Source organism: Trichlorobacter sp. (assembly GCF_030247655.1).
Classification (GTDB): Bacteria; Desulfobacterota; Desulfuromonadia; order Geobacterales; family Pseudopelobacteraceae; genus Trichlorobacter.
Window position 1 is genome coordinate 1 of the sequence record NZ_JAOTRZ010000019.1, and the last position, 12623, is coordinate 12623.

At 50.3% G+C, this 12623-nt stretch carries 15 protein-coding genes; 1 reads left to right on the forward strand and 14 read right to left on the reverse strand.

Going from position 1 to position 12623, the window contains the following annotated elements; genetic code table 11:
- The 11 genes from OEL57_RS03010 to lexA form a co-directional block, all read right to left on the reverse strand.
- Nucleotides 1–1764: DUF4011 domain-containing protein (locus OEL57_RS03010; RefSeq protein ID WP_300736869.1), on the reverse strand; the 1764-nt coding region annotated here is incomplete at its 3' end.
- A 327-nt stretch (nucleotides 1765–2091) separates the two neighbouring features.
- Nucleotides 2092–3063 carry a helix-turn-helix transcriptional regulator gene (locus OEL57_RS03015; RefSeq protein WP_300736872.1) on the reverse strand — a complete coding sequence of 324 codons (972 nt, stop codon included), beginning with the start codon at nucleotides 3061–3063 and terminating at the stop codon, nucleotides 2092–2094.
- A 66-nt stretch (nucleotides 3064–3129) separates the two neighbouring features.
- Nucleotides 3130–3867, reverse strand: coding sequence for a hypothetical protein (locus OEL57_RS03020; RefSeq protein ID WP_300736875.1), 738 nt, complete (start codon nucleotides 3865–3867; stop codon nucleotides 3130–3132).
- Nucleotides 3868–4039: 172 nt separating this feature from the next.
- The gene (locus OEL57_RS03025) at nucleotides 4040–4729 is read right to left on the reverse strand and encodes a metallophosphoesterase family protein (protein ID WP_300736878.1); all 690 of its coding nucleotides are present in this window, start codon (nucleotides 4727–4729) and stop codon (nucleotides 4040–4042) included.
- A gap of 6 nt (nucleotides 4730–4735) precedes the next feature.
- Complete coding sequence (locus tag OEL57_RS03030) at nucleotides 4736–4996, reverse strand: hypothetical protein (RefSeq protein ID WP_300736881.1); 261 nt, start codon at nucleotides 4994–4996, stop codon at nucleotides 4736–4738.
- 243 nt (nucleotides 4997–5239) lie between these two features.
- A complete protein-coding gene (locus OEL57_RS03035) occupies nucleotides 5240–6028 on the reverse strand; it encodes a hypothetical protein (protein ID WP_300736884.1) in 789 nt (262 codons plus the stop codon).
- 35 nt (nucleotides 6029–6063) lie between these two features.
- Nucleotides 6064–6531, reverse strand: a complete 468-nt coding sequence (locus OEL57_RS03040; RefSeq protein ID WP_300736887.1) for an NIF family HAD-type phosphatase — start codon at nucleotides 6529–6531, stop codon at nucleotides 6064–6066.
- A 19-nt stretch (nucleotides 6532–6550) separates the two neighbouring features.
- Nucleotides 6551–7471: a hypothetical protein gene (locus OEL57_RS03045; protein ID WP_300736890.1), complete on the reverse strand. Its 921-nt coding sequence runs from the start codon at nucleotides 7469–7471 to the stop codon at nucleotides 6551–6553.
- 83 nt (nucleotides 7472–7554) lie between these two features.
- The gene (gene dinB / locus OEL57_RS03050; protein WP_300736893.1) at nucleotides 7555–8793 is read right to left on the reverse strand and encodes a DNA polymerase IV; all 1239 of its coding nucleotides are present in this window, start codon (nucleotides 8791–8793) and stop codon (nucleotides 7555–7557) included.
- A gap of 5 nt (nucleotides 8794–8798) precedes the next feature.
- The gene (locus OEL57_RS03055) at nucleotides 8799–9038 is read right to left on the reverse strand and encodes a hypothetical protein (RefSeq protein ID WP_300736897.1); all 240 of its coding nucleotides are present in this window, start codon (nucleotides 9036–9038) and stop codon (nucleotides 8799–8801) included.
- 2 nt (nucleotides 9039–9040) lie between these two features.
- Nucleotides 9041–9649: a transcriptional repressor LexA gene (gene lexA / locus OEL57_RS03060; protein ID WP_300736899.1), complete on the reverse strand. Its 609-nt coding sequence runs from the start codon at nucleotides 9647–9649 to the stop codon at nucleotides 9041–9043.
- 387 nt (nucleotides 9650–10036) lie between these two features.
- On the opposite strand from lexA, the gene OEL57_RS03065 reads away from it, so the two are divergent.
- Nucleotides 10037–10693, forward strand: coding sequence for an ATP-binding protein (locus OEL57_RS03065; RefSeq protein WP_300736902.1), 657 nt, complete (start codon nucleotides 10037–10039; stop codon nucleotides 10691–10693).
- A gap of 168 nt (nucleotides 10694–10861) precedes the next feature.
- Here the strand turns inward: OEL57_RS03065 and OEL57_RS03070 are convergent, their stop codons facing one another.
- The 3 genes from OEL57_RS03070 to OEL57_RS03080 all read right to left on the reverse strand — a co-directional run bounded on the left by OEL57_RS03070 (nucleotide 10862) and on the right by OEL57_RS03080 (nucleotide 12548).
- The gene (locus OEL57_RS03070) at nucleotides 10862–11869 is read right to left on the reverse strand and encodes an aldo/keto reductase (RefSeq protein ID WP_300736906.1); all 1008 of its coding nucleotides are present in this window, start codon (nucleotides 11867–11869) and stop codon (nucleotides 10862–10864) included.
- 68 nt (nucleotides 11870–11937) lie between these two features.
- Nucleotides 11938–12270 carry a hypothetical protein gene (locus tag OEL57_RS03075; RefSeq protein ID WP_300736910.1) on the reverse strand — a complete coding sequence of 111 codons (333 nt, stop codon included), beginning with the start codon at nucleotides 12268–12270 and terminating at the stop codon, nucleotides 11938–11940.
- The gene (locus OEL57_RS03080; RefSeq protein WP_300736912.1) at nucleotides 12267–12548 is read right to left on the reverse strand and encodes a toxin; all 282 of its coding nucleotides are present in this window, start codon (nucleotides 12546–12548) and stop codon (nucleotides 12267–12269) included. Before OEL57_RS03080 ends, OEL57_RS03075 begins: the two co-directional genes overlap by 4 nt.
- Nucleotides 12549–12623: the final 75 nt, after the last annotated feature.

The window sequence follows — 12623 nt, forward strand, 5'->3', positions numbered from 1 at the left end:
TAACAGCGTATCAAGTGATGGTTCCTGCGAGAACGAAAACCGCTCTTGAAATTCGATTGTCAAAATATATAGTGATTCAGCAAGAGTCTTGGCTTCATTAATTATACGACTGATTGCTGAATCATCACCTGGTGCAAGGAGTTTGGGGAAAAAGCCCCACCATGGATGATTGGAATCGTAGCTTTTGACAGTCGAGTATAACTGCCCCAGGACTTCAACCTTTGTACGCAAATCCGCAATATCGTCTAACGTTAAGTTCTCAGCTTTTTGGTAGTTTAACGATGTAAGAGTATTGACCAACTCCCCGTTGATTTGCCGAAATCGCTCTGATTTCCAGAATATTTCATGGACTGTCAGGCCAAGTTCGTTACCAATCCGGCTAGATATTAATTCAACGTACCTATTGAGTTCTTTCTTGTGACGGTTGAGTGTTGTAATACGGCTTTGTAACTGTTGCGGAGAAACAAAATTGGCGTCGATACGGTCTTGCAGGTCGCTCAACAGCTTTTTCTTCTGAGTCTTGTGACTATGCAGTTCCAAACAAAAATGACCGAGATTTGCTCTAGTCAGCCGATCCCGCACAACCTCAAGAGCTGCAAGCTTTTCTGAAACGAACAGTACGGTTTTGCCTGCATTCAGCCCTGAAGCAATAATGTTTGTAATTGTCTGTGATTTACCGGTTCCGGGAGGGCCGTTGATTACGATGTTCTTCCCGTCCAGAACGTCTATTATCGCACTATGCTGTGATGAATCGGCATCATAGATTAGAGGGAGTTCGCTTTGAGGATTGCTATCTATTTCGTAATCTTCAGCTGATTGTCCTACTCCGGTTCCTCTGCCTCCAGAAAAGATTTCATTCAATAATGGGTGAGTCAAAAGACCTGAATACTTTTGAGGATCGAGGTCTGCCCAAATTGCCAACTTGCCGAAACTTAAAAAACCCAGAGTAAGCTGGTATCGGACTTTCCACCGGTTCTTGTTTATTACAGCCTGAGAGATTGCAGTAAAGTATTCTCCTATATCTTTTTCATCGTCGTATTCTGGTAGGTTGAGAGTGAAATCCTGCTTCATCTTTTCATTCAAAGTCTGGTTTGAATGAACATCCTCACCAGAATAATTTATTGAATACAAATAGGTTCTGGTTACTGGGTCAATTTCCCCACGATTTAGCGTAACAGGTACTGCAAGTAATGGCGCATAAATCGGTTTATCTGAATCATCGGAATCATAGAACTCAAGAAATCCGAAAACAAGGAACAACATATTTGTGCCGGTTTCCTCGATTACTGTACGAGCCTCGCTTGCAATTTTTCGGCATATCTTATCAAGGTCTTGCGGGTAGAAAAGGGCCTGCAAGTTCGTCAAACGCCTGTGATTAGTGGGGGCGCATGATTCAGGCGGAAAATCGATTTCGACATCTATTTCCAGTGATTCCGCAATGCTTTTCACATCGGGCTTTTTCTGAATATAGCTACCTATTGGAGGCTCTTGTACGAAGCTGATGCCAATTGATTTGCTTTCGGTGAGACGGTTGAAAACGAGGTTTAGGTTTGGAGAATTAACAAACTGTATTGATTTCCCTTTTGGGTATCTGTAGCTGACAAGGCGATTTCTTGTTGAAGTATCAAGTAGTTTTGTGCGGAGCTTTTGAAGTGCTTGCTCAATTGAAAATTGACCATTAAAAAGATGACTTACCACTGGTTCTGTGTATCTTGCTTCAATACCAGTATCTTCATAGCCTGTGTCTTGTAGATCTATCGGCATGTGGGCCTCGGGTAACCATAAATTTGAAGATTCTTATTGACTCTTGGGACACAGCGAACCGTCACTCCGACCACAAGGGCGGGGGAACGTCACAAGGTTCACCAGCGTGCCAGCGTCTGTGTGCCGCCGCTAGTTATGAGTTATCACTAAATGCCCGTTGGAGAATCCTGTTTTTCAAACACACCATGCTACGCAGTTTTGCAAGCCCCTGATAAAGCACTTTAATTCTGTGGACATTATATTAATCTTATCCACCACTAAATTTATCAGTTATTAAGCCGACTTTAAGGTTTTAAGATGCTGCAAGTATATTGGCTATGCATTCCCTCAAACTTTTGAATACATCCGGCAGGCAGCTGTCAGCTCTCCTATTACCTTCTCCCTCAACCACTCTGGCTCCAGCACTTCCACATGACTGCCATGCTTCAGTATCTCCATCATGATCTCTGCCTCATGGGATGCCGGGATAGTCAGGAGCAGACCGCCGTCTTCCTGCAGTTCTTCAGTCTGGCCTTCGTGCCAGACTTCACCACGTATCCAGCGACTGCGCTCTGGTGAAAACTTGAGCTTGACGTTAAAGCTTTGTTTTGTCTGAAAAATACCGAACGTGTCGTTTAAAAACGGCTGCCATTCATCCTTTGGCCGGATGGTAAACTCTTCTGCCTCAACCTTGCAGATGGTCATTCTACCCAGCACGAAATCCCGCCATTCATTACGCAGGTGGCAGAAGGCTATCAGATGCCAGGTGCCCTGGTAGTTAACCATGTGGTGTGGCTCTACTGTCCGCATGGTGCAGGCTGATGAGGTGGGGGAGTAATAGCAGAAGGTCAGCAGCCTGCCCTGTATTAAGGCGGTGGTGACGTTCTGAAAAACAATTGGATCAGTGGGGTTGATCCCTTTCCACCTGAAGCTGAAGGCGTCTTCTGGATGGGTCCTGCCTGGCAGATTGGCCGCCAGCAGGGTTCCAAGCCGGGCTGAAATATGTCCCAGCTCATCCCCCAGGCTACCAGCAGAGGCTTCGGTAATCAGTTTACGGGCTATCAGCAGCGCTTGCAGTTCATCAGCAGAGAGCCTGGTAACTGGAAGTTGAAAGGTTGGGTCGGTGTAAAAGTAGCCTTTGCGGGATTCATCATATTCCAGCGGAGCCTGCAGACGATCACGAAAGTAATCAATGGAACGGTGGGCGGTTTTGGTGGAAAGCTCAAACTGTTCAGCCAGTTTAGTTGCATTGGGAAAACGGCCATGACGGGTTTCATGATCAAACCAGATAAACCGTTCAAGAAATAGTTGATCCCCCACGAAGAACTCCAATGCAATCCGGTTTGTCAGGATGAAACATCTGTATACACTACGATTGACTCATGGTCAAACATGCTGCTCTGGCTTGGAGATGCGTAGATCATCCTTTGTAATGCCAGCAGGACGTGATGGCATATGTTGTATTCTGGTAATGCCCGCATCATGAAGGAGTGTCCAGGAGAAGTCTCTGTCGCTGATGGTGGTTTTAACCGCTACCAGAGTATTTCCTGTCGCCAGGTAACCAAATGATAGCGATCCAAGCTGCATCCTTGGGCGAGGTTCCATACCGATAACGCTGTAAAGGCTTATGCCGGTTTCCCTGGCACTTTGCTTCAGTGCATCAATGAATGATGTCAGCATAACTGAACAGCCCTTGCCAAAGCGGTTGTCGAAGGCACCGCTAAGAGGAATATCCATTTGGGCTTCCTTTCCAGCCGGATCCGGGAAGATAAACATGGCAATACCGGACTCAAAGCAACCACCTTTATCCCGCAGGTAGGGCATAGGCAGCATGACACCATCAAAACCGTTCTGCAGGTAGATCGGAAGTGCATGGGTAATCAGGATGCTGTTTGCCTGCATAAGATGGTGAGCCTGTTCTTCATCACCATCCACCGGTTGCAGCTTGATGCCAAAAACCTCTTCGTCATCGCATTGCATGACAATACCGTATTCAATCTCAGTACACCCTTGCTTCTGCATACCGACGATACCATAGGGAAGCTGTTGCCTGATCCGTATAAACAGGTCTCGCTCTATGGGGAATAGTTGTACTTCACCTTTTGGGGTCTTGATGGTTCGCATGAGCAACCTCCTGTTGACAGCCCTATCTGCATTGAATAATCAATAAAAGTGGCGGCATGAGACCACACGGTCTGACTACAATCTCGTTTGGTACAGCATCAGGTCGGACAGCAATGATATCCCCAAACGTTTCTGAATCATTGCCTGTTACTGGCATTATCATATTCCTTCATCATAAAATTGCCTCTCCATCAAGCCAGGGCTGTGCAGTGAGCTGCATTGTGTCAAGGTTAAGTGCCATAAGGTGGCCGCGTTGAGGGGGGAGATCAACAAATGCTCCGTTATCGAGACAAATCCAGTTTGTGCTCAAAGAATCTTGAATATCTGTCATCTTGCGAACCGTATGGCCAGTTATCAACCGGTAATTAAAAGAATCACTGATCAACCCGGGAGATATTTTATCTCCCCAAAGGATATCTGCCGGAGCTGATTCAGTAATTGGGTTGGTTTTTGTCATGTCCAGACCTGCATGTGCCAGTATGAAATTTTGTTCTTTGTGCAGCAGCGGCAGTGATTCTAAAAAATTCACATATTTTGCAGGTAACTCTGAAGGGCTATCGATAGCAAAACTTGAAAGTGTATGGAATCCCCATCCCTTCATCCAATACCATGAGTAGTCGTCATGTTGTTCAGTGGCAGCTCGATACAACATGTCATCATGATTACCTCTGATAGGTCTGATGTCGCACCCTGACTCCTGCATACTAATTATGGCATCAAGTACGCCTTTACTGTCCGGGCCGCGGTCTATGTAGTCACCAAGCAGATAGACCCGGTCGTCATGTTTCGGGTTTATCTTCCGTATCAAGGCCCAAAAGGTTTGAATACCACCGTGTATGTCACCTATGGCGTAACGGTTCATCTATAGTTACTTAGCCTCTCTGTGCTTGTAAGCCCGCTTAACCAGTACATCTACGATGGCATAGTCAAACAGCCTGGATGTAGTCAGTTCAGGGATCACCCACATGTTGAATTCAACCCGTGCCTCTTCAATCTGGTCGTGAAGCAGCTCAAAGATGGTACCTTCTTCAATACCCATTTTGACAAGTGCAGGGTTATACTGCTCGACGTTGTCCATCATTACCCGGGCCAGTCTGCGGGCTTTCACTTCATCCTGAATCAGTTGCACGGTATGCCTCCTGTTAACCGGATAATCGGATGCTGGGGAAGATCATACAGCAGGACCCTCCCCAAAGAGCGTCCATGGTCTCAAACTCTTTACTTTCCCGCTCCTCAGGTGATGATGTAGCGTTCCTGCTCCCTGGTTTCGGGTGAGTCCTGCCGACCCCACCCCAACAGTGCATATAGACGGTGCGCCCATCCTGCAGGTGCAGGTCAGCAGTGTTCAATATCTGCACCCTCCTGCTGTTTGTTATTCCGGCAGCCCTTCCAGCCTGCCAATCCCGTTCCCCAGGTAGCCGCAGTTATCATACCAGTTCATGGTTGCCGGTATGAAGGGCAGTCTCGGGAATTCTGTATCGTTGCACTTTTTCCCCCGCATCTCCAACAGTTCGAGAATGATCGGTCGCAGCCGCGGCGATACGTAGCTAATGCCGCCCCGCGCGAAGTAGGGCAGCGCCGCCCTGATCTCATCGTCGCTGGAGAGCATCGGGTGCATCTCGAACGGCCGCCAGCCATAGAGGGTATCTAGGGTAACGGCGTAGACCGGCCCCCTGGCGAGGTAGGCCATTACCGTCTCCCTGATGCCAGGGATGTCGCGCACCGACGCATCCAGTTCGCCCCCCTCATTCCAGACCAGTTCCAGCAGGTAGGTTTTCCCCCCTTCTCCGGAGAGTATCAGGTGCTGCTGCGGGGCGATGTTGAAAGAACGCCAAGTGTCGAAGATCTCTTCAAACCGTTTCATCACCGTTTCAATGCCCTCGTCGCCGTCATCCCCCACATTGTGGGAGAGCAGTTCGAAACAGCCTGCTATCCTCCGGTTCTCGATCCCCAGCGGGTCATCGATACAGGCCAGTGCGAGCTCCACTGCCTTGCGAGCATACGTAACCGGAATGGAACGAACCATGTCGGCGGCCCGGATGTAGCAATCAAGAGCCTTCAACTCCTCACCTGCGGCAAGCAGACCGTCTCCCTCTTCCAGAAGGGCCGTCGCCATCGGGAGGTTATCCTCTGTTTTTCTGCAAAATGTGCGTATCGCCATAATGTGCCTCCACATTTATCTCGTTTGTGTCTGTTTCACCATCGCACCACCTGGCTTGGGAATTTCTCCAACTTCTGCCGAATCCGTTCCATCACATCATTCAGCACTGCCCCGTCATCATCAAACGGTTCCCTGAACTCCGGCACCCGAATTAGGCGATGCTGTTGCTCCCGTGGCAGCACCTGTGGCTGGTCATCCACCAGCAACGTCTGTTCTGGATCAACTCCCAGCTGTCGCAGATCCTTTGCTCCTGGTCTGCCGCCCTGTGCGTGAAAGTATTCAGCTGAACGTACCCATTCCGGCATATGTCCCTGATCAGACATCTGGTTCAGTATCTGTCTGCCACGCTCTTCGTCAACAAAACTCATGAATACAACACGCCCGGCATTCTGATGGCAGAATGTCAGAAACTCAAAGAGACAGGGCCTCGGAACCATGGTGGATGCATGGGATATCAGGGTGCCTTCCAGGTCGAGGGCGATTACTAATGCATCTGATGTCATGGAAATGGACTCCCTATCTCTAATAGTTGGTTTTCAAGCTTTCCAGATATTCCTTGTAGGCTTTTTCCTCTGCCTCGACCAGTTCAGACGGGTAGCTGCCTCTGATGCTCTTGAGCATGGCATTGTGCTCGGTCATCCACGGTTCTGGGGTGTCTGCCAGAATTTCAAGGTATCGTGTCGGCCAGTCCCATACAGGCTCAGTTTTGGCTGTTTTGAAGTGGCATTCACTGAGCTTCTTATCGAATCTCTTCTGCATGTACCGTGATATGGCCGGTGCGTAATCACTGCCGATGGTAACCTGACTGAAATCAGCATAATGGCGTTCAGGCGCAAGATAGCCCCACATGTTGTCCAGTGCGGCAGTAAGATCTTTTGTGTATTTAGTCATCCAGCAGACAGGGAAATCAAGGCCGTCGAACTCCCCAAACAGTGTGGAGGTATTCAGCTTGAAGTAGATGTGCAGATCATTGCCAAGCCGGTCAAAGACCTTTTCTGTCTTGGGTAAGACCTTTTTTCTTTGAGGTAGGTGTGGGTTCTTAACCAGCTCAAACAGGTTGGCATAGCCACCTTCACCCTGAAACGAGAATACCTTTTTGGGGGCAAGGCCATAATCCAGCCATGGCATCATACGGCGGATCATGCACTCGATTGAAATTGTGTGGGCTTTCTGGTTCCAGTAATCACATAAGTACGATTCTGATGACACCTTGTCTGCAAGCATCTGGGCGAATTGTAACCGGTATTTGCTTCGGGCGATTCTGGCAGCCTTCACACCAATGCTGAACAGCAGTGGCAACTGTTCCTGAGCAGCACAGTAATAGGCAAGGGCCAGGTCTGTTTGCCCGGCTTTCATGGTGCGCTGGGCGTTTCTAACAAGGTCACGGACAAACGGCAGCTTGGCATTGATCTCTGCTTCTTTGCCTTGAGTGCGGCGTTTCATGGCGGGCCTCCTGCACAAGGTTCTCAGCTTTGATCACAGTATGACAGCAGACCCTCCCCAGCGAGTGTCATAGGTGATGATATTTATTTAACCCCCACATTCCTGATGCCTTCTGGCCGCCAAGCCGGCGAAATAACGTGCGAGCCCTTTTCTTCGCTATCCAGCAAGCTGCCGTAGGTCACACTGAAATCCCCCAGCTTGTTGTTGACCGCGTCCATAGCCATGGCCAACTGTTCTTTTCTTCTGTCTGACTCAAACAGAGAGGGCTGCTGGTTCTGCTGTTCATGCAGGTTTGAGATACTGATCCCCAGCAGGCGGATCGGCTGGTCAATTCCCATACTGTCAAACAGCTTGATAGCTGCCTGGTAGATATCGTCACTGAGGTTAACCGGGGTGGGCAGGGTGGTCTGTTTCTGGAAGTTACTGAAGAAGTCACCCAACCTGACATAGATACTGACGGTCTTGCCGGCCAGGCCATACCTGCGGGCACGCCTGCCAACCATCTCGGAGAGCTGCAGCAGTCTTCTCAGGATGGCATCACGGTTTTCAATATCTTTGGGTGGGGTCATGGAGTGACCGACACTTTTGACCTGCTCTTCATCTTCCTGTGGAATAACTGGACTGGTATCAATCCCCTGGCCCATCTGCTTAAGCTGTCGACCAATGATGCCAAACTTCTTGGCCAGGTGCTTTTCATCTGCTCGCCCAAGCTCGCCGCAGGTATGAATGTTAAAGTACAGGGCCAGCTGTTTCTGCAATTTCTTTCCTACCCCGCAGAGGTCACCCACCGGGAGCCTTTCGATAATCTGGGCTACCCTGTCAGGCGGTATGACGGTCAGTCCATCCGGTTTCTGCATATCAGAGGCCAGTTTGGCCAGTAGTTTGTTGGGGGCTATACCGATAGAACAGGTAATACCGAAGCTTTGTTTGATCTGTGCCTTGAGCAGGTAGGCGATCCGTTCTGCAGAACCGAACAGTTGCAGAGAGTGTGTCACATCCAGCCAGGCCTCATCAATGGAGAATACTTCTACCAACGGGGTATACTGCTTCATCATCTCCACGATCCTGCTGCTGGTGTAGGTGTATTTTTTGTTGTCACCCCGCACAATGATCAAGTCAGGGCAGACCCGCTTCCCCTCCCAGATGGCCATACCGGTCTTAACCCCGAATTTACGGGCTTCGTAGGATGAGGTGGTGATGACGGTGCGGTGGCTGGCGCCAACAACTGCAATCGGTTTGCCCTGCAGTTCTGGATTGGCCTGTTGTTCAACCGAGGCAAAGAAGGCATTCATGTCGATATGCATGACGACACGGTCAGACATGGGGATTACTCAGTGGGATGATGCTGAATGGTCCAGGATTGGTCAAAGGGATTGAATACCAGTTCATAGAGACCTTCACCGTCAGTAACCGCATAATGCAGCAGTTGTGTACTGCCGATACTGTCTTTCCAGTGGTAGGTGGTTTCCGTAACCTTGTGCTGCTGACGATTCAGTTCAAACCAGACCGGTCTGGCTTTTTTGCCTGGTTCAAAGACTACGGCTATACGGACAGGTGAACCGGGCATGGCTATTCAAAGGAGCGGATGGTCTTGAGCAGTCTGCCAACCACTAAGGTTTCAGCGCTGCCCTTACGAATAACAATCGGCTGCATATGCTTGTTTTCCGGTATCAGCTTGATGCAGGTGGTATCCATGAAGAACCGTTTCAGGGTTGCTTCACCATCAACCAATGCCACCACAATCTGGCCATTTTCAGCAGTGGGCTGGGGAGCTATCAGGGCTAAGTCACCATCAAAGATACCTGCTTCGATCATGCTGTCTCCCTTGACCCGCAGCAGGAAGTTACCTTCTCCCTTCAGCCAGGCAGGATCAACTGAAACATATCCTTGAATCTCTTCAACAGCTGTTTCAGGTTGCCCGGCACGGACGGTACCAACCAGTGGCAGAGGAACCGGGGTAGCACCGGTGTGCTTCAGGGCAATGCCCCGCGAACCTTCACGGCGGCGTGAGATGTAGCCTTTGCGCTCCAGAGCCTCAAGATGCAGTTTAGCAGTAGCAGTGCCTTTGGTACCAATCTGTTCGGAAATTTCACGTAGGGTGGGCGGACAACCATGTTCGTCACGGAAGCGGCAGACAAAATCCAATACTTCTTTTTGGCGGGAGGTAAGTTCTTGCACAATATCCTCTGACAGCATTCATATGAAATGTATGTCAGATGATAGCTATTGATAATTCATGTGTCAAGCCAACTGTCAATCTGTTTTACGGCACCTCGAAGAACGCCGTATTCTGAAACGGTTTAATCTTGACCCGATCAAAGACATCCAGGTGCTTACCCCATGAATTGGGGAGGGCTGGGCAGCACAAGGCCATGGCTGTGAAGAATCGGAAGGCGACCAAAAGGCTGACTAGGCTTAGTGAGAGACTGTTGTTGACCTGTCCAACGCTATGAATAGCATCTGATGTTCATGGTCAGAAGTAATGATGATTTAGTGGTGCTTATAAGACAAGTGCGTTATAACTCGTCTGGAAAGCAGGTGATATCTGGAGGGAGGCGGATCTTTGTGAGCGGGCAATATTGGAGAAAATCACACAATATTGGAGATTCCCAGTCCGAGTTCAAGAAAAATGCTCTTGAAGTGCTGCGCCAACCACTTGAAGACGGCAAGGTCACCATTTCACGCTCGCTGCAGTCCTTGACCTACCCCTCCCGCTTCATGCTGGTGGCAGCCATGAATCCCTGCCCCTGCGGCTACCTGGGCGACCCGACCCATGCCTGCACCTGCACCCCGGTTGCCATCAAACGCTATCGTTCCCGCATCTCCGGCCCGCTGCTGGACCGGATTGATCTGCATGTTGAAGTCCCGGCCGTGGCCTATCGCGACCTGTCTGACACGCGCGAGACTGAGTCATCCGCCGTCATTGCCGCTCGGGTACTACAGGCACGACAGGTGCAACTTGAACGGTTCAAGGGGAGCAAAGTCCACTGCAACGCCCAGATGAATGCCCGCCTGATCAAAAAACACTGCGAGCTTGATGCTGCCGGTCACCGGATGCTGGAACTGGCCGGAGACAAGCTGGGCTTCTCCGCCCGCAGCTATTCCCGCATTCTCAAGGTGGCCCGCACCATTGCAGATCTGGCCGGCTCAGAAGCGATTCATGAGCCACACCTGGCAGAAGCGATTCAGTACCGCAGTCTGGATAGAAAAATACCTTCCTAGACCGTATGACCGCCGGGATACTCTTATGCCGGATCAACCAACCGATGCTACCGGTTATCGCCCCACAGTATTTGCCATTACCATTGCCGTGTTTATCTGTCTGCCGGACAGCCCTTGATCCCCAAAGCGGTTTACCGCTTTGGGCAGCCACTTGCCACATCCTGCCTGTTACCGGTTAATAAACGCCATCATGTAGGCCGGGTAGCGCTCACCGCTGGCCAGGCCACGGGGAAAGACCGCTGCAATCTCTGCCAGCTCTTCCGGCGTTATGACCACGGAACCGGCAGCAATATTTTCTTCCAGATACTTGCGACGCTTGGTGCCGGGGATCGGTACAATATCATCACCCTGAGCCAGCACCCAGGCCAGGGCCAACTGACCGGGAGTAATCCCCTTTTTTGAGGCGATTGCCGTGATCCGCTCCACCAGATCAAGGTTTTTCTGGAAGTTTTCACCCATAAAACGGGGTGAATTGCGGCGGTAATCGTCTGCTGCAAAGTCGTCCGGACTTTTCAACTGACCGGTCAGAAGGCCCCGGCCCAGCGGGCTGTAGGGCACCAGGCCGATGCCCAATTCCCGCAGGGTGGGCAGCACTTCATCCTCCGGGTCACGGGTCCAGAGTGAGTATTCACTTTGCAACGCGCTGATCGGATGCACCGCATGGGCACGCCGGATGGTTGCCGGGCTGGCTTCTGACAGGCCGATGTAGCGGATTTTGCCTGCCTGAACCAGATCAGCCATGGCACCGATGGTCTCTTCAATCGGCACATCGGCATCCACCCGGTGCTGATAATACAGGTCGATACAGTCGATTTCCAACCGCTTCAGTGAGGCTTCGCAGGCGGATTTAACATACTCCGGCTTGCCGCTGATACCGGTCACCGGTGCCCAGCCGCCGCCGGGGGCAGCCTGTGCGCTGCGCAGCAGGCCAAATTTGGTGGCTACAATCACCTGATCACGCTTGCCCTTGATCGCCTTGGCGATCAGCTCTTCGTTGGTAAACGGGCCATAGGCGTCCGAGGTGTCCAGAAAATTCACCCCCAGCTCAAAGGCACGGTGGATGGTGGCAATTGACTCTGCCTCATCCCGCTCGCCGTAAAAATCTGACATCCCCATGCAGCCCAACCCCTGGGCTGAAACGGTTAATCCCTGTGTACCGAGTTTTCTCTGCTTCATTGATCTGCTCCTTCTGCTTGTGCGGTGCGCTTCTGTGTCTGGCCTATCAACCGACAATGGAGGTATCGCTACGACTCAGCGTGCTGCAAGCCGGTCCGAGGCGACTTTGCCGTGAACCGTCGGACAGGCTTTTCAACCAATTTGCCAGATACATACTTATGAAGAATGCTGGCTATCAAGGTTTGATAGGGGAGCCCCTCTTCTGCCGCCTTCTCCTGAATATCCATAAGGTCTGGAGTTGACAGGCGTATATTGACACGACGGTCTTTTATGAACGTGTCGCGGGCCGCAGTACGATATTTTTTCAGTTGATCATGTGAGGTAATCACCGAGGTCATGCTGCCATGCTCAAATGACTCAAGCATCTCTTGTTCATAGGTATCCAGTGTGATTTTTTTCATAACGTACCTCGCTTCAGGTAATCCCGCTTTGCTTTGCGGCTTGGAATGATAGTTTTGAGAAAGTAGTAGTCCGTTTCTTCAACAAACGGCACCAGATAGACATAATCTTCGTAATTAACGACAAAGATGAGCTGATGTGGATAGTTATCCCTGTTTGGATGCTGTACCACGTCAAGCAAGCCGTCTGCTTCAATGGCAAGCACCATTTGCTCAAAGGTGATATTCCGTTCAGCCTTTAGCGCTGCATTTTTTTGATGATTCCATCGGAAATGTTTCATAGTGGCAGGATACTAGAGTGTGTGCCTTTTGTCATCATAAACGTCTACTAGATCTGTTAGCTTCACGGTGCACAT